Source organism: Indolivaga alginatilytica, assembly GCF_003201355.1.
In the GTDB taxonomy this organism is placed as follows: domain Bacteria; phylum Bacteroidota; class Bacteroidia; order Bacteroidales; family Dysgonomonadaceae; genus Dysgonomonas_A; species Dysgonomonas_A alginatilytica.
Window position 1 is genome coordinate 44,720 of record NZ_QICL01000016.1, and the last position, 23,567, is coordinate 68,286.

22 protein-coding genes and 1 tRNA gene are annotated in these 23,567 nt (G+C 37.2%); 5 read left to right on the plus strand and 18 right to left on the minus strand.

Annotated features, from left to right (window positions below; translation table 11 throughout):
• The first annotated feature begins 22 nt into the window (after nt 1–22).
• Both CLV62_RS12655 and CLV62_RS12660 read left to right on the plus strand, forming a co-directional pair.
• Entirely contained in the window at nt 23–274 is a 252-nt protein-coding gene (locus CLV62_RS12655) for a hypothetical protein (protein ID WP_146212737.1), read from the plus strand.
• A 100-nt stretch (nt 275–374) separates the two neighbouring features.
• On the plus strand, nt 375–1,259 hold the full coding sequence (locus CLV62_RS12660) for a DMT family transporter (RefSeq protein WP_110311154.1): 885 nt from the start codon (nt 375–377) through the stop codon (nt 1,257–1,259).
• An 84-nt stretch (nt 1,260–1,343) separates the two neighbouring features.
• On the opposite strand, the gene CLV62_RS12665 is transcribed toward CLV62_RS12660, so the two are convergent.
• From CLV62_RS12665 to CLV62_RS12730, 14 genes are all read right to left on the minus strand, one after another.
• Nucleotides 1,344–4,325 (minus strand): golvesin C-terminal-like domain-containing protein, encoded by a 2,982-nt coding sequence (locus CLV62_RS12665; protein WP_245904085.1) that lies wholly within the window; start codon nt 4,323–4,325, stop codon nt 1,344–1,346.
• A 63-nt stretch (nt 4,326–4,388) separates the two neighbouring features.
• On the minus strand, nt 4,389–5,210 hold the full coding sequence (gene murQ, locus CLV62_RS12670) for an N-acetylmuramic acid 6-phosphate etherase (protein WP_110311155.1): 822 nt from the start codon (nt 5,208–5,210) through the stop codon (nt 4,389–4,391).
• Between the two features lie 238 nt (nt 5,211–5,448).
• Entirely contained in the window at nt 5,449–6,291 is an 843-nt protein-coding gene (locus CLV62_RS12675) for an ATPase (protein WP_110311156.1), read from the minus strand.
• Entirely contained in the window at nt 6,288–7,457 is a 1,170-nt protein-coding gene (locus tag CLV62_RS12680) for an acyltransferase family protein (RefSeq protein WP_110311157.1), read from the minus strand. The genes CLV62_RS12675 and CLV62_RS12680 overlap by 4 nt, the downstream gene beginning before the upstream one ends.
• A gap of 28 nt (nt 7,458–7,485) precedes the next feature.
• Nucleotides 7,486–8,712 carry an exo-beta-N-acetylmuramidase NamZ family protein gene (locus CLV62_RS12685; RefSeq protein WP_110311195.1) on the minus strand — a complete coding sequence of 409 codons (1,227 nt, stop codon included), beginning with the start codon at nt 8,710–8,712 and terminating at the stop codon, nt 7,486–7,488.
• Nucleotide 8,713: 1 nt separating this feature from the next.
• Complete coding sequence (locus tag CLV62_RS22045; RefSeq protein WP_110311158.1) at nt 8,714–10,579, minus strand: MFS transporter; 1,866 nt, start codon at nt 10,577–10,579, stop codon at nt 8,714–8,716.
• Nucleotides 10,580–10,591: 12 nt separating this feature from the next.
• Entirely contained in the window at nt 10,592–11,332 is a 741-nt protein-coding gene (locus CLV62_RS12695) for a phosphodiester glycosidase family protein (RefSeq protein ID WP_110311159.1), read from the minus strand.
• Between the two features lie 46 nt (nt 11,333–11,378).
• Nucleotides 11,379–12,683: a SpoIID/LytB domain-containing protein gene (locus CLV62_RS12700; RefSeq protein ID WP_170120055.1), complete on the minus strand. Its 1,305-nt coding sequence runs from the start codon at nt 12,681–12,683 to the stop codon at nt 11,379–11,381.
• Between the two features lie 107 nt (nt 12,684–12,790).
• Nucleotides 12,791–13,726 (minus strand): DUF4922 domain-containing protein, encoded by a 936-nt coding sequence (locus CLV62_RS12705; protein ID WP_394337207.1) that lies wholly within the window; start codon nt 13,724–13,726, stop codon nt 12,791–12,793.
• A gap of 5 nt (nt 13,727–13,731) precedes the next feature.
• Nucleotides 13,732–15,198 carry a glycosyltransferase family 2 protein gene (locus CLV62_RS12710; RefSeq protein WP_110311161.1) on the minus strand — a complete coding sequence of 489 codons (1,467 nt, stop codon included), beginning with the start codon at nt 15,196–15,198 and terminating at the stop codon, nt 13,732–13,734.
• Between the two features lie 16 nt (nt 15,199–15,214).
• A complete protein-coding gene (locus CLV62_RS12715) occupies nt 15,215–16,684 on the minus strand; it encodes a sodium:solute symporter (RefSeq protein WP_110311162.1) in 1,470 nt (489 codons plus the stop codon).
• Nucleotides 16,685–16,964: 280 nt separating this feature from the next.
• Nucleotides 16,965–17,456, minus strand: coding sequence for a DUF4251 domain-containing protein (locus tag CLV62_RS12720; RefSeq protein WP_110311163.1), 492 nt, complete (start codon nt 17,454–17,456; stop codon nt 16,965–16,967).
• Between the two features lie 101 nt (nt 17,457–17,557).
• Entirely contained in the window at nt 17,558–17,950 is a 393-nt protein-coding gene (locus tag CLV62_RS12725) for a diacylglycerol kinase family protein (protein WP_110311164.1), read from the minus strand.
• A gap of 1 nt (nt 17,951) precedes the next feature.
• Nucleotides 17,952–19,142 (minus strand): MFS transporter, encoded by a 1,191-nt coding sequence (locus CLV62_RS12730; protein WP_110311165.1) that lies wholly within the window; start codon nt 19,140–19,142, stop codon nt 17,952–17,954.
• 138 nt (nt 19,143–19,280) lie between these two features.
• On the opposite strand from CLV62_RS12730, the gene CLV62_RS12735 reads away from it, so the two are divergent.
• Nucleotides 19,281–19,353: transfer RNA gene (locus CLV62_RS12735), tRNA-Lys, on the plus strand.
• Here CLV62_RS12735 and CLV62_RS12740 read toward each other — a convergent pair.
• From CLV62_RS12740 to CLV62_RS12745, 3 genes are all read right to left on the minus strand, one after another.
• A complete protein-coding gene (locus tag CLV62_RS12740) occupies nt 19,351–20,865 on the minus strand; it encodes a recombinase family protein (protein ID WP_110311166.1) in 1,515 nt (504 codons plus the stop codon). The two genes, CLV62_RS12735 and CLV62_RS12740, sit on opposite strands and share 3 nt — an antisense overlap.
• Entirely contained in the window at nt 20,855–21,007 is a 153-nt protein-coding gene (locus CLV62_RS21710; protein ID WP_170120056.1) for a hypothetical protein, read from the minus strand. The genes CLV62_RS12740 and CLV62_RS21710 overlap by 11 nt, the downstream gene beginning before the upstream one ends.
• A 459-nt stretch (nt 21,008–21,466) precedes the next feature.
• Entirely contained in the window at nt 21,467–22,093 is a 627-nt protein-coding gene (locus CLV62_RS12745; RefSeq protein ID WP_110311167.1) for a recombinase family protein, read from the minus strand.
• Between the two features lie 109 nt (nt 22,094–22,202).
• Between CLV62_RS12745 and CLV62_RS12750 the strand changes: the two genes are divergently transcribed.
• Nucleotides 22,203–22,433 carry a hypothetical protein gene (locus tag CLV62_RS12750; protein WP_110311168.1) on the plus strand — a complete coding sequence of 77 codons (231 nt, stop codon included), beginning with the start codon at nt 22,203–22,205 and terminating at the stop codon, nt 22,431–22,433.
• A 2-nt stretch (nt 22,434–22,435) separates the two neighbouring features.
• Here the strand turns inward: CLV62_RS12750 and CLV62_RS12755 are convergent, their stop codons facing one another.
• Nucleotides 22,436–22,654 carry a helix-turn-helix domain-containing protein gene (locus CLV62_RS12755; protein WP_110311169.1) on the minus strand — a complete coding sequence of 73 codons (219 nt, stop codon included), beginning with the start codon at nt 22,652–22,654 and terminating at the stop codon, nt 22,436–22,438.
• 128 nt (nt 22,655–22,782) lie between these two features.
• Here CLV62_RS12755 and CLV62_RS12760 point away from each other — a divergent pair, with 128 nt between their 5' ends.
• Nucleotides 22,783–23,430 (plus strand): hypothetical protein, encoded by a 648-nt coding sequence (locus tag CLV62_RS12760; protein ID WP_146212738.1) that lies wholly within the window; start codon nt 22,783–22,785, stop codon nt 23,428–23,430.
• Nucleotides 23,431–23,567: the final 137 nt, after the last annotated feature.

Below are 23,567 nucleotides of genomic sequence, written 5' to 3' on the forward strand. Positions count from 1 at the left end.
TTTACTTTTTAATTTAAGGACTATGAGACAAACTAGATTTTTACTAACGAAGACGAATAATAAGTCGGGAGATAACCGCATTGTTTCAATGGTAAGTAAATTACTCTTTTACTCGGGTATTATGGTTCTTATGTCTGCACTTATTTATATGATTGGTAATCTTGCCAAAGCTGATTCATTTGTAAGTATATGGCTTGTTTTTGTGATAACCGGGGTGTTTTTCATCATATCAAGTGTTTTGATAAGTAAGAGTGGCTTATTTAAAAGATTATGATAAGCGAGTAACTTCGCCATTCCCTATATAGAAAGACTGTCCTTTGGGTGGTCTTTCTTATTTATATATTTTATCTTTGCCCGATCTCTAGAACTGAAAGATGAAACAGGCATTTATTAAGCTTCACTTATCCATATTAATAGCCGGATTCACGGGGATATTCGGTAAATTGATTTCTCTTAATGAGGGGGTATTGGTTTGGTACAGAGTTCTTATTACTTCCGTCGTTTTTTATTTTATTCTTTTGGTAACAAAGAACCTGCCAGCCATTCCAAAGCGTGAGATTATCAAAATCGGAGGAGTGGGTTTGCTGTTGGCTTTGCATTGGATATTTTTCTATGGAAGTATCAAAGCATCTAATGTATCCATTGGTGTTGTTTGCTTTTCGGCAGTCGGTTTCTTTACTGCTGTTCTCGAACCTTTGCTTAATCGTCATAAAGTGTCTTATAAAGAACTATTTTTCAGCTTGATTGCCGTATGTGGAATTCTGCTTATTTTTCAGTTCGATGTACAATATCGTATGGGGATTGTCTTTGGAATAATATCTTCGGCTTTTTGTGCATTATTTACCATTCTGAATAAAAGAGTTGGTGCCAACCACAACTCATCAAGCATGTTGTTATATGAGATGCTTGGTGGTTTTGTTTTTATGAGTTGTATTCTTCCGTTTTACCTCTATTTTATTCCTGTCGAATCACTTACCCCAAGTATACCCGATTGGATATATTTATTCTTGTTATCTACCGTATGTACTATTGGTCTGTGTCTTTTACAAATACAGGCATTAAAATATATTTCGGCTTTTACGGTCAATCTCAGTTACAATCTTGAACCGATATACAGTATTATTCTGGCTATCGTTATCTTTGGTGAAGCCAAAGAATTAGCTCCCGTTTTCTTTATCGGTTTAGGAATTATTATACTGTCTATTCTGCTACAGATGATTAGTGTTTCCCGTAGCAGAACAACTAAGGAAATTAAGTAATATAAAATAATTTAATGCTATATTTTAAAGTTATAACTAATTATAGTTAATCTACTTACCAAAGCAATAAAAAGGTCTAAGACCTTAATCCTTCCGAAACATAAAAGATAAAATACTTTTCATAAGATCGTTTCTTTGATCTTCCTCCTCAATAACTTCGAATGGAAAGCCAAGCACACACGTTTTGTAGTTTGTTTGCGAAGCTACCCCTGCGCTGAGGTTATTATCCGAATATCTGTAAATTGTATAACTGTTATCTCCAAGCGGTTCTAAAGCATCGGGTGCTTCTACGCCATAAGACTCGGTATTCGGCTTGTTGTAGAAATCCATTTGACCTTTAAACATCGAGAATGGAGATGCTGCATACTTTACATTGCCTGCTGTTGTTGCAGCCAGACCTACCCGCCATCTGTACTTTAAAACAGAAGAGGCAAAAGCTAGATCTTCATCCAGAACATTTTCACTGTTCCAAAGATCAGAACCTACAAATGCTCCGCTAACAAATATATTACCTCCTTGTCGGCAATAGACTGTTATTTTTGTTTGAAGTTCTTTAGGGAAAGTTTTAAAATCAGGAACAAAGTATCCTCTGCCTATATTGGTTTGTCTTTGTTTACCCAGAATTAAATTTACAAGTTGATATTTGGCAAGCTTGGTCTGTCCGTTAATAACAGCATCGCGACTGGAAGAGACGAAAGAATATCCGGCCTTAACGATTGACTTACCATGAAGGAACGGATAATCGAAAGTATTTCCTGCTACCACCGTTGTTTCATAATCGGAATTGCTGCCTCCAAAGCCGGGAGTATCATTACCCATATAGGGTATTGCACGGCGAAATTCGTATTGACTTCCTGTATAATTATATTGATTTTTGTCGGGTACTCCATGATCTATGGCGTCCAGAAAACCGGCAATACTGTCTTGAGCGGTAAAGCTTATAGGAGCTGATATACGATCGAATCCGTTCACAACAAGAACATTTCCTTTCTCGTTTGATTTTCTACAAACAGATAATATCTCTGAAGGAAAACTTTCACCTCCGTCATTAACTGCTGCTACTTTAAAGCTATAAATTTTGTCCTTTTCAATTGATACCTGAGCATTACTGTAAGGTACGATTTCCCCATTGTCAAAGTCTCCGTTATCAACACGCATATAAACAATATACTTTGTTGGTTTGGCTGTCGGTTCCGTACTGTCTAGTGTAGGAATCCAGTTTAAACGGACTTCGGTATCACCTGCAAATTCTAAACTGAAGCTGGTTACGGGTAATGGTTGAACTACATAGTCATAATCGTACTGATGAGCTACAAATTTCAGCATTCCCTTATAAACCGAACGGCTCACCATAAATTGAAATCGGGGATCAAGCCCATAACGCATATCGGCAAAGTTTTGATGTGATAACAATTCGAGTAGCATAGTAGGCACTTCGGGTACACGGGCTTCGCTGTAAGAACGGTTCCATATGGGACGGCGTGTCCATTTCGGTTCGTAATTCTGACGAATATCATTTATCACTTCATCCGTAATCATATCTGCCAGATGTCGCGAAGCCAGACGAGGTTTTCCGTTCTCAAATTTTTCATCGTTGAAGTGTGTCATACAAATACCTAAAGTTCCTATAATAGAATCGTTAGGTGTAGTTCCTGCATCGGAGTGAAAAGCCATTGCGAGATCGATAGGGATATTCAGACCTCCTTTTTCGGGCAAGACACTCGAACCTCCGGCAATATAATTTACCCAGAAACCACGACTCTGGAAATCATCCGAATAGTCGTTCTCTCCTGCTGTTCTACTATAAACTGTATCGGGAACACCTGCCCATTGCAACCAATAGCGCGAGCCTTCCGCATATCGGGGATAATTACTGATAGTCGGCTTATAGGTGATTGCATTGGTTTCGTTATTAAGCGGCACTCGGGCAATATTACCCATACCACCACCTATCTTAACAGCGTCGGCAGTGAGAACACGTCCCGATCTGTGGCTCCTGTTAGAAAGTACAACTTTGTAATCGTCATTCATGCCCTCTTCGAAACTAAAGTAGCCGAGAAATATCCATGTACCTCCTCCCATTTGTTGGTTTATCTTGAATTCGGTTTCTCCCCCAAGGTGGTACACTGTATAAAGGGCGTCATCGGTGCTGTTCTCTACGGTTTGGTAAGAAATATATACTCCGTACTTTCCCGTTTCGGGAATATTAGGTATCCATTCACAAAAGCTTTCTTTGCCTTTCGATATAGTTGGTATTTCTCTGAATGTTCCCATTTTAAAAGGATTCTCACCTGCCTGATAATTTCCTTTTAAGTTTGCAAATCCGGGAGTTTCGCCATCGTTCCACTTTTCTTTGCCTTTCTTCTCTTTGTATGTCGATTGGCTTCTGTTATGATCGTTGTCTATAATAATTTCATGCGATTGAGCATCACGCTCACGGGGTAACAATACATTTGCACCGGCATTTTCCAACATGGGTACAAGGTAGGGCAGTACATAACTTTGTGTATAAAGATCTTCTACCGTTTGGAATATTCGAGCCCGTTGCCATTGCCATTTGCCGAGCTTTTGTTCGTAGTACCAACCGTGACTTTGCCAAACTGCCAGATGATGCCCTTGTAAACCTCTGTCGGCTTCGAATGGACGGGATATATTTGTAATAAGAGGTTTATCCAGTTTGTTGGCGAATCGATCATTTAGAGATGAAGGTATATAGTCTTCAATTTTGTACTTATCGGAGAAGATAGCCAAAGAGTAACTTGCATATTCTTTAGGCAGGCGTTTTTTTACCTGTGCATAGATTGTAGCAACATTGTTCTTTCTGAAAGGTATGTATGACAGTTCTACCCCTGCATATATGTTGATCGTCTTTTTTACGAATCTTATAGAATCAATAGCTATTGGTTTTCCTGCTACTTCCTGGCGTGCAGCAGTAGTCAGATATTGACCGATGTTGGCTATTACATTTTTAGGGAGAGTTTGAGCATTGAGATCATGAATAGAAAAACATGAGATCAAAATAAATAGTAAGCTCACCGACCTCTTTATTATTTTGGAGAAATTCATCCTGTGCAGAATTTTAGGTTTGATTGATTAAAACGGATACAAGAAATATGAACATCTAAGACCTTACTTATGTTCTGCCCGATAAGCATCTACGGCACTTTTTACAGAACCATGTAATAAAAGTAGTCTGTTAGCTTCGTCATACTCCAGACCCAGTTCATCTATAATCATACGTGTACCCCGATCTACTAATTTGGCGTTCGACAGTTGCATATTTACCATGCGATTGCCTTTTACCCTGCCTAGTTTTATCATCGTAGCGGTAGTAATCATATTAAGAATCATCTTTTGCCCTGTTCCCGATTTCATGCGTGAACTGCCCGTTACAAACTCGGGACCAACAATCATTTCTATCGCTATTTCGGCTTCTTCTGCAATCGGCGAATCAGGATTACTGGCTATCGAAGCCGTCAGTATTCCATGTTTGCGAGCTTCACGTAATGCTCCTACGACATAGGGTGTTGTACCCGATGCAGCAATTCCTATCACTGTATCTTTCTCGTTGATGTTATGGGCTTGTAATTCTTTCCATCCCGCTTCAGTATTGTCCTCTGCTTTTTCTACAGGATTGCGTAAGGCAGTATCACCCCCTGCAATCAGTCCGATAACAAGAGTCTTAGGCATCCCGAAAGTAGGCGGTATTTCCGAGGCATCCAACACGCCCAAACGTCCGCTTGTACCTGCTCCCATATAAAATATGCGTCCGCCTTGTTCCATACGGGGTACAATCCGGGAGACTAGCTCTTCTATCTTAGGGATAGTTTTCTCTACGGCTAGGGCTACTTTTTTATCTTCGTTGTTTATGTCGGTAAGCAATTCTTTGACTGATTTCTTTTCTAAATCATCATATAAAGAGGATTGCTCGGTTATTTTTATAAAAGTCATACTATTCTTAGTCGTTTAAAAGGTAACAGATAAAGTGGCAAACGTTACAAAAAGTATACATTTCCACCTATTGGTTGTTACTTTTGTTGTCCTTCATTTTCAGTGGTTTATGTCTGAGAAGGTTACAAAGGTAACAAAAGTAACACTTTCTTGACGGTTTATTTTCACTTGCTTACTGATAATTGTTCCCTGTTTTTTATTTCGGCTGACCGTTGGCTACTCATTGATAGATAAAACATTATTCTAAATGAGAATGATATCCGATTAACCCTTCCATTGGAGATTGGGTTATTGTGCCAATCTCAATAGTAAGTTCGTTTGCCACTTCTCTCAATACCTTTTGATAATAAAAAGCAACCGATCCTGTCAGATGAACTTTATTATTCAGATAATCATATTGCATTATATTTCGAAGGAAAAATTCTTTAAAAGCATTGTATGACAGATTATATACCGTTTGATCCTCTATATTTTCGATTAGGAATACAGATAGACCAGCCAGAAAACGATTAGCCATAGGTTGTTTATAGACTTTGTCTAATATAATGGCAGGAGTCAGTTCAAACTGTGATAAGAATTTTTCTTTTAACCCCTCAGTCAGTTGATTTTTAAGGCATGCTCCCACGAGTAAACGCCCTAATACAGCTCCACTGCCTTCATCACCTAAAACATAGCCTAAAGGCGATACATTATTTACGATCTCTTGCCCGTCATAAAAGCACGAATTGGAGCCTGTACCGATAATAGCCGCTATACCTTTCTGATTACCACATAATCCTCTGGCTGCTGCTAATAAATCGCTACCCACATGAATGGAGGAAGTATTGATACTATCTGCAATTGCCAATCGGATAATCTCGTTCTTTTCGGGAAATGCACAGCCTGCCCCATAGAAATATACTTTATCAATGGGATAACCTGTTAGTTTGGGAGCCAAAGCAATTTTTAATTCTTCGCTGATCTCTTCGCGGCTGCGAAAGAAAGGATTCGCACCTTTAGTGTAAACCTGCTTTATTTTCTTTCCCTGATCTATCAAACACCAATCGACTTTAGTAGATCCTCCGTCTGCCAGTAATATCATATTTTTATATAGATTTTTCTTTTGTACAATATATTTCCGATGAACCAGTTTACGGCTACAAATAAGAGAGCGAAAACAAATGAGCTAAAGTAATCGCCCAAATATGGCTGGAGAATTACATTATATATAAATCCATGTAAGCTGATGGTTGCATCATCATATGCAAACGTAATATTACCTATTACAATGGATAATACTCCTGCAAGAACATATATAAACAACGGATTTACTCCGAATGATTCGAAAAATACACTCCAGCGTTTATGCCCTTTTATGTCGATAATCCAGATGAGTAATGCCAGAAAACTGGATGCTAAACCGCAAGTAACAAGCAAAAATGTAGGAGACCATATCTTCTTGTTGATCGGGCATCCATAATCTAACAGAAAGCCTGCAAATGTAAGTATAGTACCGAGTATAAATAATCGGGTAATTCTAACCTGATTGTCTTTTACTTCCATCAGTATTTTACCACAGCAGAACCCAACCAATACATGGCAAACTGCCGGAATCGTACTTAAAAATCCTTCCGGGTCGATAGCTATGCCTGCATCTTTATATACATGGTTTACTCCCAATATAGCCCTGTCTAACACTGATATTATATTGTTTTCGCTGAACTCGAAACCATTACCGAACAGCAAAAGCAGGAAATATGCAAATAAGGTAACAACAACGATATAAGGAATATATTTATGCTTCACGAATATAGCAACTAAGGAAGTAATACCGTATGCCAGAGCTAACCGCTGCATCACACCCAAAATCCGTATATGTTCCATATTAGTAATGGATTGGAAGAACCGTTCGAAAAAGCTCAGGTTGCTGTCCGATAAACTTCTGAAATTACTGAACGACAAACCGAACCAAGCCAAGCCCAAACCGATGAGAAAGATAACAACAGTACGCTTTATTATCTTCTGTACAGTTGCCCTGCTGTATTCGAAATTGAATTTACGAAGGGATATATAAGTCGAAATACCCATAATGAACATAAAAAAAGGGAAAATCAGATCGGTGGGAGTCAGTCCGTTCCATGCAGCATGTTGCAACGGTGCATAGATAGAACCCCATGATCCGGGGTTATTCACCAGAATCATCCCGGCAATGGTTATTCCACGTAAAATGTCAAGAGATAATAATCGGTTAGATGTTTGTTGAGTCATGGTCGGTTATATTTTAAGGACTCAGCCCTTATTTGTACATATAATATTTCTTGGATAACTTTTTAAAAGGTTCTACATCCTTATACCAAAAGTTACGGATATCTTCAAATTTATTGTTTTTTGCAAAGGTAAGCCTTACAAAGTTGCTGCCTGTCACTTTATCGAACATATCGAAGCGGGTTTTATCTGCATTTTCAAATACAGCTTTATCAGGATACAGGCGTGCTATTTCCTGCATAACGTAGAATTGAATTTCCGATAAGCGAGCTTTTTCGTAGTCCATAATATGTACCTGTACACCTTGTAGATGTTCTCCTTTACCTACCGAATAAAATGGTTTCAGATGTATCGGTCTGAATCTTATTCCCGGTAATTGGAGGGCATTCATCGCATAGGCAAATTCTTCCGCATTGACCCATTCGGCTGCAAACATCTGAAAGGGGATAGTGTAACCCACTCCGATAGACATATACCCCAATTCGCCTAATATACCCGATACGGGGTAGAAAAATGCCGAATGAGCATGAGGTATATGAGGTGATGACGGAACCCATTGCAATCCTGTTTGAGTGTAATCCATCTTACGTTTCCATCCCTTCATTTTTACAACCTGCAATTGACAAGGCTTATCTGTCATATTCTCTTTATTGAGCATTCTCGCCAGTTCGCCACAGGTAAGGCCATACAAATATGGAATCTTAAATTGGCTTACAAATGATATATATCCGTCCTCAACCAATCCGCCCTCTACTTTGATTCCGCCCAAAGGATTAGGTCTGTCGAGAACTATAAATTCAATATTGTTTTCGGCTGCGGCCTCCATGGCTACACCCATTGTGCTGATATAAGTAAACGACCGGCAACCTATATCCTGAATATCATATACTAAGACATCAATGCCTTTAAGCATTTCGGGTGTAGGCTTGCGTGTTTTCCCATATAGGGAATATACAGGTAATCCGGTCGAAGGGTCAGCCGAATTATCGACATGATCTCCTGCATGTACATCGCCTCTCACCCCGTGTTCGGGTCCGTAGAGAGCAACCAGATTGACGTTGGGGGCTTTGTGCAAAATGTCAATCGTAGAAACCAGATTATTATCTACACCTGTCGGATTGGTTATTAATCCGACCCGTTTACCTTCCAGAATCTTGAAATTCTGCTCTTTCAGAACTTCGATGCCTGTTTTTATTTTCTGTGCCTGTATACTAATTGTTACAAGACATAGAATAAGTATGGTGATTGCTTTTCTCATTTCATTCCTTTGTTTTTTTTCCGTAATTAGCATCTATTTTCAACAACGAGGCTGCAATGATAGGTATAATACTGCATACCATTACCCAAACAAAGAAGTGATTGTATCCCAGTAATTCCTGTAACCATCCTGCAAACATACCGGGTATCATCATACCCAATGCCATAAATCCCGTGCAGATGGCGTAATGGGCCGTTTTTTGTTCTCCATCCGCATAATACATCAAATAGAGCATATAAGCGGTAAAGCCGAACCCATAACCGAATTGCTCTATAAATATACAAATATTGATAAGTAGTAAATTATCTGTTTGGGAAAAACTTAGATAGACAAAGGTAAAACATGTTAACAGCATACTCAATGTCATTGGCCAGAGCCATCTTTTCAGTCCTCCTTTCGATGCCACTATTCCTCCGATGATACCTCCCATTGTAAGACCGATAATTCCGATAGTTCCGTATACCAAGCCGACTTCGCCTGTGGTGAGACCTAATCCGCCAATGTCTTTAGAGTCCAATAGGAAAGGATTGATAAGCTTCAATAACTGAGCTTCCGAAAATCGGAATGTCAGCATAAAAAATATGGCTGCCGCTGCTTGCGGTTTCTTAAAGAAGGACACAAATGTAGAAGTAAATTCTTTAAATATCGATTGGGCTGAAATGTGTTCATTGGCTTTATCGGAAGCTGGATGAGGCAGCATAAACCGGTGATAGAAACTAAAGAATACAAAAAGACCTGCTATCACGAAGAAGGTAATAGACCATGCAAAAGGAATATTTCCCGATAAGCCTTTATAAGACGCAGTACTTGCTTCTGTTAGTTTTGGATCGGCTTGAAAAATAATATATGCAGGCTTATTCCAGTTGTTTTTGTTGAAAGTGAGCCGTTCGCCATGTATCAGCGATATACTTTTGTCTCCATTGTTGAGGGTCGTATTCAAGATCATTTCCTTGCCTTCTTCGGGTTCTTTAGATAATCTTACCGAAGCTATGCCTATATTCCCTGCTAAATTAGAGGCTGTTGATTCCTGCCGATGTTCGCCGAATGTGTTTTTAATCCATAAACCTAAAGGTTGAGATACATAGGTAGTCCACCAACTATCGCTATCCTTATTTGCCGTTGTGTTTTTAGAGGACGAATGTTCCAATAGAATAAATCCGTTTTCCTGATTGAGAGTATTTACAGAATCAATAAAGGTCGATAAGCTATCTTTATTAATTCCTGCCGTACTTATTTCAATTTTGTCTTTATCGAGAATAAAACGGAGTTCGCCGTCTGTTTTTTGTGTTTCTGATGCCTGAGGAATATGTAGTGTCGTCTGCATATACTTAGGCGATGCATCAATGTGTATATTAACAGGTTCTACTCCCGATGTACTTTCCAGAAATCCGGCAAGTATAATCAATATGCCTTGCCCCATAATTGTGGCTACTCTGTAAAACGTGCTGCGAATACCCACATACATGGCTTGCTGATTGGTGTCGAGTGCCAGCATATAAAACCCGTCTGCCGCTATGTCGTGTGTGGCTGAACTGAATGCCAGTAACCAAAAGAATGCCAGTGTTGCCTGAAAGAAAAAGGGCAGGGGAATGGTAAAGGCAATGCCAGCCAATCCGGCACCTATAAACAGTTGCATAATTACAATCCACCACCGTTTGGTCTTTAGCAAGTCAACGAAGGGGCTCCAGAAAGGTTTTATAACCCACGGAAGATACAGCCAGCTTGTGTATAATGCAATGTCTGTATTGGATATGCCCATACGCTTGTACATAATAACCGAGATGGTCATTACTGCGACATAGGGTAATCCTTCTGCAAAATACAGGGTTGGAATCCATGCCCAGGGCGATTTCTTATTTTCTTTCATGGTTTTTTCTTTTCAGTTTGCAAGGGATTTGGTTATTCCGATAATCACCCCAAAGTTGCCATCCGTTTGTATCCAGTTTTTTTCGGGTAAATAAGTGCGTGATACATACCCGTCCAAATACAGTGCATCTTTACAACCCAACGATTTAAAATACATTGCGAAGTCATAAAAGTTTACTTTCGTTTTAGACATAGCAAAAACGATTTTATTGTCGGGTAAAATTCCAACACCATTGCGGATGTGTAAATTTGTTGACCCTTCTTTTAACACAGGATGTATATTCCCGTCGATTACTAACATAGGACCCGATTGGGTGGCATATTTTATATGTCCGTTACTCACAAATTTTTCAGTTTTACAGATCATAGGAGTATTATCGTCCGTAATATAGAAAATGCCATTCGGTTTTAAATAAAAATTACCCTTTCCCGAAGTTGTATCTATGGGATTTACAGTCTCGAAATTTTGGATAAAAAGCCCTTGTGGTGCATTCTCCGAATTATACATTCCCCCATTTACCGCAAACACAAGTTTTGAGTTTTTACTCTCAACAAACGTTTTTAAATTCTGAATACTTCCAGTAATCTTTCCGCTATCATTTTTCCAATAAAACGCAATATCATTTGATTTAAGATCGACTCGATAATCAATAATCCGCTCATCAATTGGCTTATCGTTGGGCGAAATCAAAACGAATCTGACTGCCGACAATAGCAGAATGAGTATTAAAAAGAAAAACTTATTGCGATTCATTATTTTAGATTAAGAGCCTGTCTGTTTTTTAATATGACATCATAGATCAATTGTAGCTTTTTTCGATAGTTGCCCCTATATAATAGTGCAATAGTATCTGGTCGTACGAATATCCTTTTTCTCCCATTACCGCTGCCCCTATCTGGCACAAGCCTACACCATGCCCCCAACCTGCACCGCTCAGGGTAAATTGTTTGCCCTCCCTTTCTACATAAAAGGCAGAACTGTAGAGGTGCGAACTAGATAAAATTCTACGTATTTCGAGTTCTTTACCTATAATCAGTGTCTTTTTTGACCCGATAATTTTTAGTCTTATAAGCCTGCCCGAAGTTCCCCGTTGTATGGGGATCAGTTCCTGTATAACTCCAAAATCGATACTCGAACGTCTCAATATAAGGGCGGATAATTCTTCCTGACTATAGGAAACTTTCCATCGGTAGAAATCCACTGTTTCCTGATCGTAATTATTAAGAACCTGACCCAATATTTTTTTATCCTGTGTATTGCAAAATGCCGAAGGACGGTTTTTTATCCATTTCAAAGCCTCCGTTTCTTTTGTCAGATCGGGTAAATCGCTTGTATTTGCATCATCCCGTAGTTTTACGAGATATGAAAATCTGGTATCTTCCCAACAATTCTGAAATTCTTCGACCGCACCACCGCAACATTTCGAGAAACGGGCGTCGCATATTTTATTTTCTGAAGTCAACACTTGTCCTCTCGTTTCTGCAATGGCTTGCTTCACAGTTTCGATATTCGAGGAGGCTCTTGTTATTCCCTGATAACGTTGGCAATGATCGTCTGCACAAACATCAAAATGTATGTGATCTTCGCGGTCGTACCATCTGATAAATTCGTTTTCGGTTTCTGTGAAAGACGAATATTCGGCATTGTCGGCTTTTATCTCTTTGTTTTTCTCTATTTGAGCCAGAAGCCAGCTTCGTGATATAACGGCATGTGCTTTCAGTAGCTCTAAAGATGCGGTAGCACTCATTTCGGATGAGATAACGCTCGTAAGATAATCTTCAATCTTGACTATATTGATAACTGTTATCTGATCGTCTTCAACAATAAGTTTCAATGCTCCCTGAAATTGCTGATCTTCTTTTCGTTCCCAATGGAAATTGACTCCTATAACCACCTCCTTTATAACGAAGGATGCTTTCTTATCTGTAGGCTCAAATAATAACTGATCGTAAAGCGCTCCGTTCCACAGGATTCTTCCATCCTGATAAGAGGCCGAATGCTCGCCCTTTGCCTCTTGTCCGAGACACACATAATCAGCATTAAAATTAAATGTGATGGCTTTATCTGATAAAATGCCAACACTTACACTAGGTTCTATCGACATATTTTATTCGTTTTTATGTTGTAAAGGTGTGGTTCTCCTCACCCATGGTTCGGTGTAGGGGTGAACCTATGTGTTCACCCATTTCGGGCAGACACATAGGTCTGCCCCTACAGCTCTATAGATTTTAGTTTCTCAATTATCTCGTTAAATTTCTTATCGGATATACAAATCTCTTTTAGAATAGCGATAATATCGTCTTTGTTTATTTTATTGAAATCTTTTTCAACGGGAGTGATAAATACACCTCCCAAATCTACCGAACCGGGGCTTATCAGTATATTATCCTCTCCTTCGGCAAAGTAACAAGACGGGCGGTGTTTTTCACGGGGAAAAATGCAGGTGAACCAACTTCCTTCCTCATACCATGAAAGGATATTAAGCATAGGCTCTTTCTCTCCTTCTTTGATTTCTATTTTAGAATACAGCTTTTCGAAATAGCCGACAGCCTTATTTTTATCTTTCGATTCAATCAGAAAACCGTTTCTTAAATAATCTTTCAAAGTATAAACATTCAAATTTTCCTCTACTGAGAGAATCTCTTTTCGGATGGTTTTCATATCCTTTTCCAAAGGAAGAAAACCTTTGCTCCCTGCCTGAAAATGGGCATGGTCGGGAGCTGATGCTCCGCACTTCGGACCATTGTAAAAGATCACATATCCGTCAAAAGTCTGAGTAAGGTCAAGCATATCACTGAATCTGTGTAAGACCAATTGATCGGTATGGGTGTAAGTCGGTATGGTAAAGTGCTTTGGGAAGATAGGGTAGGGGTTGACCAATACCTCATATTCCTGATTAAAAGGAATGTTTTTCTGTTCTTCAGGCAGATTTTGAGGACATAAAAAGCACTTTCTTTCCTGTATTGATTTAGTGTCTACCTTTGCGGCGGACGATTGAATACGTGCAGGATTAAATTGCACCCGAATAGTAAAATCACCGAACGAAAAATCCTTTGTCTTCACTTCCGCCAAAGCTGCATAATTGTCTTTGGCTAAATCCCAATCCTGTAATTGTTCTTGAAGTAATACTTCGGCAGCCTTAGAGATCAGATTCATACGCTTTTTTTATTTAAGGCAATACGTGCTTGAAGTTCCCACGTCCGTATTCTGTCTTTGTAGGTGTTGTGGGCGTTCATTTTTACGATATCCAATGATGCATCCGAATTGTCATCCCAACGACGGCACAGATACAATACATCGTAAATACGTCCGATCTGATATTCTCTGGAGAATTGCAAACCAAGCGCATAATCTTCCCCATAGCTGGTGTTAGGTACTTTTATCTCTCTCAGTAAGGGTGTGTAAAAAGCTCGCGGAGCACCCAGCCCGTTGATGCGAAGGGCATTGTTCCGTCCGTTTTCGGGAGTCCATTCTTTATGATCTATAATTCCTGGAGGTATCATCTTCATATCGAAATCGGTAAGCATGTACGAGCCTACTACCATGGCGCAATTTTGTGCATAGAAAGCATCTACTATTTTTTGCAATGTGTTTTCGTCGGAATATACATCGTCACTATCCAATTGTACCGAAAATTTACCACATTTGGGGTGATGCACTCCTGCATTCCAGCATCCGCCGATTCCCAGTTCTTTATTTTCGGGAATAATATGGATAAGACGTTCATCCGATGCGAAATTATCTATAGCTTCACCTGTTCCGTCTGTAGAATAATTATCAACAATAATCAGATTGAATTTAAAATTAGTCTTTTGGTTCAGTACCGATTTTATGGCATCAGCTATCGTACGGATGCGGTTTCTAACAGGTATAATTACCGATGCCTCGTATTCAAAACCGGCTTTGTTAAATTCCACATCTTTAAATTTCGGGGCAAGGTATCCGCCTACCGCTTTCAAATGATCGGTACATGCTTTTTCCATTTCTACCTGTACTTCCCTGTTTTTAGGGTCTACATAGTCGAAAATTTTTTCTCCGCTTTTTCGGGTATCGTTTTCTGCTTCGGTATATAAATATTCGTTGATGTGAACAAGATCCGCCTCTTGCGAAACTTTCAATCGAAGATCGTATATTCCTGCAAATTTATAGTCTGTATCCATCTTTGATACGGCCTTTTTCAGTTCTTCCGATTTGTAGATAAGTACAGAACCGAAGTTGAAATCATCACGCAAACTGCCTTTTTGATAAGCAATAAGAGGCGAGTTCTTTTTTTCTTCATCTGTTACCTGATAATGATCGGCATAGATAAGACCTGCACCGGAGTCTTTAGCAATTTGCAGCATGCGTTCCAGGGCAAAATAACCTAACCTCAGGTCTGCCGCTTTTGTATATATCAACGTATATGCTGTATTTGCGTTTGCTGCTATTTTTTTTATTGTAGCTGTTGACCTGAGGGAATCTATATTGATGGTTTGGCAATCGGCAATAGTCTCATTGCAATTATTGTCTGTGAATAGAAAGATTTCATTAACAAGATCGGATGCTTGCAGAGAAGCAACAGTTTCTTTTACCTGATTGGTATTTTCAAAAGGAATAAAGCAATTTATAGTTGATTTCATTATTGGTTCAGATTCTTTATATTGTTTGTTTTTTTATATCTTTTTTCTTTGTGAATAATAGCAAGCCTATAAATGTAAATAGAGCATTCATTATCAATAGCTCGTAACTGAATTTATATCCACCAAACCAAGCCTCCGAATTTTTATCGATAATAAAGCATAGGATAGGGGAGGCAATAGCTACCAACGGAATATACTTGTCATACACTGATTTCTTTGTGAATATTCCGAAGGCGAATAATCCTAAAATAGGTCCATATGTGTAACTTGCCAATATGTATACTGCATCGATCACCGATGTATTATTCAGGGCATTAATTATAATAATAACCAATCCCATAACGACCGCCATGCCAATATGTACTTTCTTACGGGTTCTGGAAACTCCGTCTTCACTTTGCTTTTTTGTACTTTGAAGTATATCTACCGTGAAAGAGGTCGTAAGGGCAGTCAAAGCAGACCCTGCTGCGGCATAGGCTGCTGATATCAGACCTATTATAAATAGTATGCCGACAATGATAGGGAAATATCCCTGAGTGGCTATCATGGGGAATAATTCGTCGCTCTTCGAGGGTAATACAATCTGATGTTCCGAGGCAAACATATATAATAAAACGCCTAGCATCAGGAATAAAAAGATTACAAAAAACTGTGAAATGCCGCTTGTCACCATGTTTTTTTGCGAGTCCTTGAAGTTTTTACAGCTAAGGTTCTTTTGCATCATATCCTGATCGAGTCCTGTTGTGGCAATAACTGTAAATATACCGGCTAAGAATTGCTTGAAGAAAAACCTTCGGTCGTTTATATCGTCAAAGAAAAATGTTTTTGAGTAATCGTTATTACCGATTGCCGATAACATTCCTGTGAAGTTGAGATTCAGATCGGATGCGATAAAGTATATGCATAATCCAACGGAAACAAGGAGGCATACGGTTTTAAGGGAGTCAGTCCAGATTAAAGACTTTACACCTCCCCTAAAGGTATATAACCAGACTAGTATCATTGTAATAGATACATTCAGCGTAAAAGGTAAATGGAATGGTTCGAACAGCAGTAGTTGCATAACGATGCATACAAGAAAAAGGCGAACTGCCGCCCCTAACATCTTAGATATGAAAAAGAACCATGCTCCTGTTTTATAAGTGGATATCCCGAATCGCTCTTCCAGATATTCATAGATCGAGGTGAGATTCATTTTGTAGAATAATGGAATAAGCACAAAGGCTATAATCATTTGCCCTACTACAAAACCTAAAACCATTTGAAGGTATGAAAAACCTCCTGTAGCAACCATTCCGGGAACGGAAACAAATGTTACTCCTGATATAGCAGATCCAATCATGGCAAAAGCTACTACATACCACGGCGATTTACGGTTGCCTACAAAGAACCCCTGATTGTCGGTCTTTCGTCCGCTTACATATGATATGCCAAATAGTATAACAAAATACGAGGCAATAGTTATTAAAATAAGAGTAGCACTCATCCGATCTTGGGTGAATTTGGTTTTAAAGTCACAGACCTGTTTATGTATATTAAGTAACTTCAACTATTTATTGCTACAACAATCTTTGCTTGTTATATCTGCCAAAGCAATAAAAAGGTCTTAGACCTTAAATCACCCTTAAAGATAATGAACTATTTGAAATTGTCTAATGATTTAAGGTCATAGATATATTTGTCGCCTGACGAAGTATAGCAAAGACTGTTAGCTATGACTCTAAGATAGGGTAATAAATACTTTGTTGTATTTATCACATATTTTTTTAGTCAACTGTTCCGTAAAAGGAGATACTTTGTCTATTGGTCGGTAAGGCATTTAATGTGCCATACCCACTCGGGCTTATTCTTAGGAGCAGTGAAATCCCTTCATTTTCCCTATTGGTTATATCCAGAGGTTCAATTTTAATCTCATAAGTTCCATCTTTTTTGAGAATGTCCGAATAATTAAATTTAGTACTGGTGAAATCTATACTAATATCTCTTGGGTTGATCGGTGCAATATATGAGCGTCCAAAATAAGGAAGATTGGCAATAATGGTATCTGAGGTTACTTTTAAATAATAGTCGTAATTCAGATTAACTGACCGGGCGGACATTGGTTGTGCACTAGTAGCATGAAATGTAAAATTACGATTCTCTATTTTTTCTGCATACTCCTTAGCTTTGGTTTGTTGCTCAGGGGTTAATTCTTTAGTCTTACATCCAAAAAGAATTGCTAGCAGACAAATGCTAATTAAGGTAAATGTCTTTTTCATATCGATAGTATTTTGTTTTTAAAACACTTAAGTCTGGTAGTTGGTTCAATAATAAAGTACTACTGTTATTGATCCAATAAACTTGTTTCTGAGATGAGGCTTTAGTTTCCTATGAGATGGCTTATCTTGGGAAGGAATATTAAAATACCTATTACTACAGATACTATTGTACTGACCAGTACGGCTGCGGCTGAAATATCTTTTACTTTTTTGATTAGATCATGGTACTCGGGAGATACAAAATCAGCGAGATTCTCAATGGCAGAGTTCAGAATTTCAGTAGAAATAACAAATCCTATCGCAAAGCAAAGGAGTATCCATTCAATAATCGAAATTTGAAATATACTTCCACATACTACAACAATTAAAGACACTAGAAGATGTATGCGCAGATTGTGTTCCTCTTTGAATACTATTTTTAGCCCGTTGAAAGCGTATGTAAAACTCTTAATCCTTTTGCGTAAAGAGAATTTTTCGTGAGATTTATTATTCATGTTATTTCATTTTAGGAGAAAAAATCAAATGTATCAATAATAATATAACAACAAATGCTGCTCCTGTTAGTACAACCCCGTTCCAACCCATGTGTTCCCATGCTTTACCTCCTGCAAAAGTTCCAAATGATCCTCCTATAAAGTAGCTGGTCATATAAACAGTGTTTAGTCTATTTGTTGCATCAGGATTGGTCGAAAAAACAATAGTTTGGTTGCTTACATGAATAGATTGCAGTCCTACATCGAGAACGAAAATACCCACAATAAGTCCGGCATAGGTAAAACCCCATATGCCCAAGATAGCCCATGACATTATCATTAAGATAGCTGCACACATAATTAATGTATTTTTATTTACACGGTCGGAAATTCGTCCTACCATAGAAGCTGCTAAGGCTCCTCCAATACCTACGAGTCCTAATTCTCCTGCAATATCACTTCCAGCAAAGAAAGGAGGTCTTTCGAGATGAAATGTGAGTGTTGTCCAAAATGCAAGGAAAGATCCTAATGCTAAAGCCCCTCTTATCGAAGCAAGGCGTAAGCTCGGTACTGTTTTAATATAATGTGAGATAGATTTCATGAGCCCCCAATAACTTCCTTTAAAAGTGGGTTTTATGTCGGGTAATAAAAAAAATATTAATATCCATAAGATGAAGATTATTCCGGCAGCTATATAATATACCTGTCTCCATCCTAAATATTCTCCTAGTACCCCACTGAAAATACGAGAAACCAATATACCGATCAGTAATCCTGTCATAACCATTCCTACGTTTTTACCCTTCTCTTTGGGGTCGGATAATTGTGCAGCTAAAGGAACAAACATTTGAGGAACAACAGAGCTTAGGCCAATAAAGAAGCTGGCAATTATCATTGTTGTAATATTCTGACTAAGTGCAAACGCAATTAGCGAAGCTATAATAAGTACAAAATCTATAATTATGATTTTCCGCTTTCTGAACATATCGCCTAGTGGAACAAGCAGAAATAATCCGGCAGCATAGCCTATCTGGGTAATCATCGCCACATTATTTGCTGTGGCTTCGGATACATTTAATTCTCTTGCAATCTTTCCTAATAGAGGTTGATTGTAGTAGTTGTTGGCAACAACTAATCCGGCTCCTATTGTCATGAGCCATAGGGTGCTCTTTGTTAATTTTGATTGCTGAGTATTGAGTGGTGAATCCTTCATTATGATAGTTTTTTTGTGCCTCTAAGGCCTCTGGAATATAGTTTATCTAAACAAAGTTATTATTTTTCTTTCTAAAATTTCATTTTTTAAATAATAATACTACCTTTGCACTCGCTTTGAAAGAAAAGCCAATAGGTAGATTCCGTAGCTCAGTTGGTAGAGCACATCACTTTTAATGATGGGGTCCTGGGTTCGAGCCCCAGCGGGATCACAGATGCGACTGACTGTCAGAAATGGCAGTCAGTTTTTTTATTTTCTCTCTGTATCTCGTATTATCACTTAGGATTGTATTTACAAATTCGTTGATTTTCGTGGTTTGATATTGATTTTTCTGATATTGCAGTTTTTCGGGAAATATCAAACCAATCATATTATATTTAGTCTCAATATCCATTACAGCAAAGAACTTATCAAGGTTTGATAACAGATTCAACCCAAAATTTAATTTACTGTCAAAGTTCGTATCTATGGATAGTATTTGTTCTTGTTCAAACTTCAATTCTCGTATTTGTTTTTCTATACGTTCTTTCATTGAATGATAATCACTATCGTTAGTTTTACCATCAAGCCATTTATCTTGTAATGTGATAAGTTTAGTTCCAAGAGTTTCTATTTGTGGTGTTATGGACTTTGCTTTGTTTTTAAACCCACCTTTGCGTTCCCGTGATACATCTTTCAATATTTCTACATATAAATCTGCAACCTCTTGTTTTGGTTTAAATGTATATAACATCTTTGTAAACTCGTTATGTGCTTCATCTGCCCTAAATGAAGTATGACCTGCGTTACCACAATAATAATAGCTGTAAATTCCCCCATTTCCTTTAGATGGACTACCTGTTAGTTTTCGTCCACAGATAGGGCATTCAAGGAAATCCCTGAGATATAAATCTTCCCTTTTCTTACTATACTTAGGATTGGTTTTCACTACCCGACCATCGAGAACATCTTGCACTTTATAGAAGGTGGCTTCATCTATCAATGCTTCATGCAGACCATCTTTCCAATATTCAGGTGTACCCTCATGTTCAGGCACTCTTACTTTTCCTATATAAACTTTGTTCCTAAGTATTCTTTGACACGTTGATACACTTTCTTTTATTTTCAGTTGTTCTCTTACTTGTTTTACTGATTTTGTCCCTGTAGCAACTTCTTTAAATAACATTTTTATTTCTTCTGCCCTTTCATTTGGTTGCAACACTGCATTCTCCAATGAATCACGACCGTTTGTATAACCAATTGGGCTTGACCCCATATAACACCCAAGTTGAGCAGCTTTAACCATTCCACCTTTTACTCGTTGTGAGATTCTTTTGTTCTCAATCTCAGGAGAAGCAAGGTAGGTAGCAAGAATAGCCAAATTTTCAGGAATATTTAAATCTAATGGTTGCTCCATACATTCCACATCAACGCCTAATGATGCTAAATACCTTATCTCAGTTAAAGCAAACTCTAAATTCCTTGAAAACCTATCCCATTTTACAAACAATAAAGCGTCAATATTCTTATGATTGGCTTTTATATATTGCTTCATTTCCTGATATTTTTTCCTCTTGGTAAAAGTTTTTGCTGAGTAATCTTCTTCAAAGTGTTTCACATTATTGTAATTCTTGAAGCCACAATATTTTTCTAACTGTTCTTTTTGAAAAATCAAGCTATACCCTGTATCAGCTTGTTCTTTGGTAGAAACCCTTGTATATAATATTACATTCTTATTTTTCATAACTTATTAAATTTTTCTCTCTTATTTTTAATTCTATATCGGCTAATTGATATAAATTTTTTCTTATTTCTTCTATTTGCTCTTTTGTAAATTTGTTTTTCCCTTTATTTAAAACCTTTTTACATACTTCTAAACTTAACATTCATAAAGATTTTACACCTTTATTTTTATACTTGTATTCGCTACAAGTAAGCGTCTGGAATCATCATAGACATAGCATATCAAAGTACGCTCTTAAACAATCTACATTCTTGGATAAATCCCTTATATATCATTACATAAATTTTTCTTCTAATCATTATTTTCACATTACCAATACCTATTACAAATCAAAAAAAACAGCAATATAAACCTATCCCCAATGTTTCCATTGAGGGCAGATTATTCATAATGCTGTTTTTTGATTATATTAACAAATATACTTTTTTTATTTTTCATTCCCAAATGGATTTTCAAATTTTGAAGAAAAATTTTTCTGGAATTTTTTTGAAGTGAGATACACACAAGATAATGTACTCGATTTTAGGGGGTATCGTTTTCTTGTCTTTTAATCAGATGGATACGTAGGTAGGGGGTGGGGTATGGGATACCTACCCCACTGTTAAATTATAGCTTTTACTTTTCGTAATGTGTTTACGCTAGTTCCCGTTATCTTTGTAATGTTTCTGAGCGAATAACCTTTTCTCAGTAACTTTACATCTTCTGAATATTGGTCTTTCATCACTTCATCATCTTTCTTATAACCAACCTTGCGACCAACACGACCACCGTTAGCCAAATGATTTTTGTACCCTGATTCAACTCTTTCTCTAATAGTTTTACGTTCCATTCGTGCCACTTCCGCAAGTATAGTGATTAAGAATTGGGACATTGGATTAATCTCCTTATCTAATGTTAGTGTTTCAATATTATAGTTTTGAATATATAATGAAATTCTGTTTTGGTTTAGTAATTCAATGGTTTGCAAGGTCTGTAAAGTATCTCTACCCAATCTGCTAAGTTCTGTTACCAAAACTTTATCTATATCATTGGTATTAACAAACTCTATCAAATCCATTAATGCAGGGCGTTCTGTATTCTTTTTAGCACCGCTAATTTGTTCAGCGAACACTTTTATTATCTCATAGTTGTTTTGACTTGCAAATACTGTTAAATCATTTATCTGACGTTGATAATCTTGCGTTCCATTTGAACTACTTACCCTTGCATATATTACTACTCGTTTCATTATATTATCATTTATGATTACAATTCAAAAGTAATTATAATTAATATATCTACCAATAAAAATAGTAGTTATTTTTATTATATTTACTGTTTTATGGTATATTTGTAGGATGAAAGAGAAAGAATCACAGCAAAGACAGGTTATCCATGTTCATGTATTGCCAAATGATGAACATTACTATTTCGGGTCAATACAGGCTATCTATGACACTTTTACTAAGGATGATATTGGCATAGCTGCACAGACCCTATATAATAGGGGATTGAGTGAGTTTTATATGAATGACAAGGTGGTAATCCGTAAAGGGATATTGCAACAAAAGAAGCACACAAAGAAATAGTATTATTCAACGTCCACAATATCAACTAATTTAACGTTCAAACCTTGACTTATTTTTAGCAATGTGCCAATCGTAGGATTGGTTCTACCTTTCTCAATTCTTATTAAATTATTGTATTCAATATCAAGGTTAACAGATAATTCCATTAAGGTTAAATTTTTGCTCTCTCTTAATTCTCTGATTTTCAATCCAATTTTCCTTATTACAACTTCTTTACTCATAAAATTATATCATAAATGATTGGCTGTAAAGGAAAATGTTTACTTTTGCACCATTACAATCATATATGATTGTTTAAGGAGTGAGCTGAAAATCCTTATTAAAGAGTAAGCTTAAATAAATTTAATATATGAAGAAAGTCTTCTTATCAACTCTAATGTTGGCAACAACATTTTGCTTATCTGCCCAAAAAGGCAAAAATTCCCTTCAATTAAATGGTGGGTATGGTTCAAAAATTGAAAGTATTGGAGGGGGTGTTCAGTTTAATTTGGCAAATAAACCTCAATATGTTATTGGAACTAATGCTAAATTGCCAATATTCAATGATATTGCCAATATGTTACAAACTCTTTCAGATTGTGGATTAGGTAAAATGGAGGAATGGATGAATAAAGGTGGGGGTTATTACCATTCAAGCTCTCAATTTTACAACTTCAAATCAGCAGAAAATGGTATATTAGATAATTCGATACAATATTTACTCACAGGTGAAGAAACATACATCAACCAAGTTGATATAATGTTAAATATAGGGCTTGAACAAAATAGTCAAGAAGCATTAAAGATTTTTAAAGATTTTGTTCTTAAAACTCTTAATGCAACAAATATTCCTATTCCCACAAAATTAATACAAAACATAGAACTATTTAAAAAATACACAAAAGATTTTGACAATTATATCATAAGATTCGAATGTACAAAAGCTCAAAAGATGGAATGGTGTACCTTAAGCATTATCACTAAATTAAATGACAATTCGAGTCCTTATTTGTACTAACTAAAATATTACAAATAACAATTTCTATGGCTTAGGAAGCTATTCTTTTAATTCTTGAATCGAAATCTAAATCTTCAAGGGATTGATTCGAGAATAGAAAGCTTAAGCCTTATAGAGAAAGCTGTCAAGCTTTCATT

Bases quoted from the DNA above. Each gene is read 5' to 3' on its own strand.
- CLV62_RS12655 (WP_146212737.1), top strand. From the start codon at position 23: ATGAGACAAACTAGATTTTTACTAACGAAGACGAATAATAAGTCGGGA.
- CLV62_RS12660 (WP_110311154.1), top strand. From the start codon at position 375: ATGAAACAGGCATTTATTAAGCTTCACTTATCCATATTAATAGCCGGA.
- CLV62_RS12665 (WP_245904085.1), bottom strand. From the start codon at position 4,325: ATGAATTTCTCCAAAATAATAAAGAGGTCGGTGAGCTTACTATTTATT.
- murQ (WP_110311155.1), bottom strand. From the start codon at position 5,210: ATGACTTTTATAAAAATAACCGAGCAATCCTCTTTATATGATGATTTA.
- CLV62_RS12675 (WP_110311156.1), bottom strand. From the start codon at position 6,291: ATGATATTACTGGCAGACGGAGGATCTACTAAAGTCGATTGGTGTTTG.
- CLV62_RS12680 (WP_110311157.1), bottom strand. From the start codon at position 7,457: ATGACTCAACAAACATCTAACCGATTATTATCTCTTGACATTTTACGT.
- CLV62_RS12685 (WP_110311195.1), bottom strand. From the start codon at position 8,712: ATGAGAAAAGCAATCACCATACTTATTCTATGTCTTGTAACAATTAGT.
- CLV62_RS22045 (WP_110311158.1), bottom strand. From the start codon at position 10,579: ATGAAAGAAAATAAGAAATCGCCCTGGGCATGGATTCCAACCCTGTAT.
- CLV62_RS12695 (WP_110311159.1), bottom strand. From the start codon at position 11,332: ATGAATCGCAATAAGTTTTTCTTTTTAATACTCATTCTGCTATTGTCG.
- CLV62_RS12700 (WP_170120055.1), bottom strand. From the start codon at position 12,683: ATGTCGATAGAACCTAGTGTAAGTGTTGGCATTTTATCAGATAAAGCC.
- CLV62_RS12710 (WP_110311161.1), bottom strand. From the start codon at position 15,198: ATGAAATCAACTATAAATTGCTTTATTCCTTTTGAAAATACCAATCAG.
- CLV62_RS12715 (WP_110311162.1), bottom strand. From the start codon at position 16,684: ATGAGTGCTACTCTTATTTTAATAACTATTGCCTCGTATTTTGTTATA.
- CLV62_RS12720 (WP_110311163.1), bottom strand. From the start codon at position 17,456: ATGAAAAAGACATTTACCTTAATTAGCATTTGTCTGCTAGCAATTCTT.
- CLV62_RS12725 (WP_110311164.1), bottom strand. From the start codon at position 17,950: ATGAATAATAAATCTCACGAAAAATTCTCTTTACGCAAAAGGATTAAG.
- CLV62_RS12730 (WP_110311165.1), bottom strand. From the start codon at position 19,142: ATGAAGGATTCACCACTCAATACTCAGCAATCAAAATTAACAAAGAGC.
- CLV62_RS12740 (WP_110311166.1), bottom strand. From the start codon at position 20,865: ATGAAAAATAAGAATGTAATATTATATACAAGGGTTTCTACCAAAGAA.
- CLV62_RS21710 (WP_170120056.1), bottom strand. From the start codon at position 21,007: ATGTTAAGTTTAGAAGTATGTAAAAAGGTTTTAAATAAAGGGAAAAAC.
- CLV62_RS12745 (WP_110311167.1), bottom strand. From the start codon at position 22,093: ATGAAACGAGTAGTAATATATGCAAGGGTAAGTAGTTCAAATGGAACG.
- CLV62_RS12750 (WP_110311168.1), top strand. From the start codon at position 22,203: ATGAAAGAGAAAGAATCACAGCAAAGACAGGTTATCCATGTTCATGTA.
- CLV62_RS12755 (WP_110311169.1), bottom strand. From the start codon at position 22,654: ATGAGTAAAGAAGTTGTAATAAGGAAAATTGGATTGAAAATCAGAGAA.
- CLV62_RS12760 (WP_146212738.1), top strand. From the start codon at position 22,783: ATGAAGAAAGTCTTCTTATCAACTCTAATGTTGGCAACAACATTTTGC.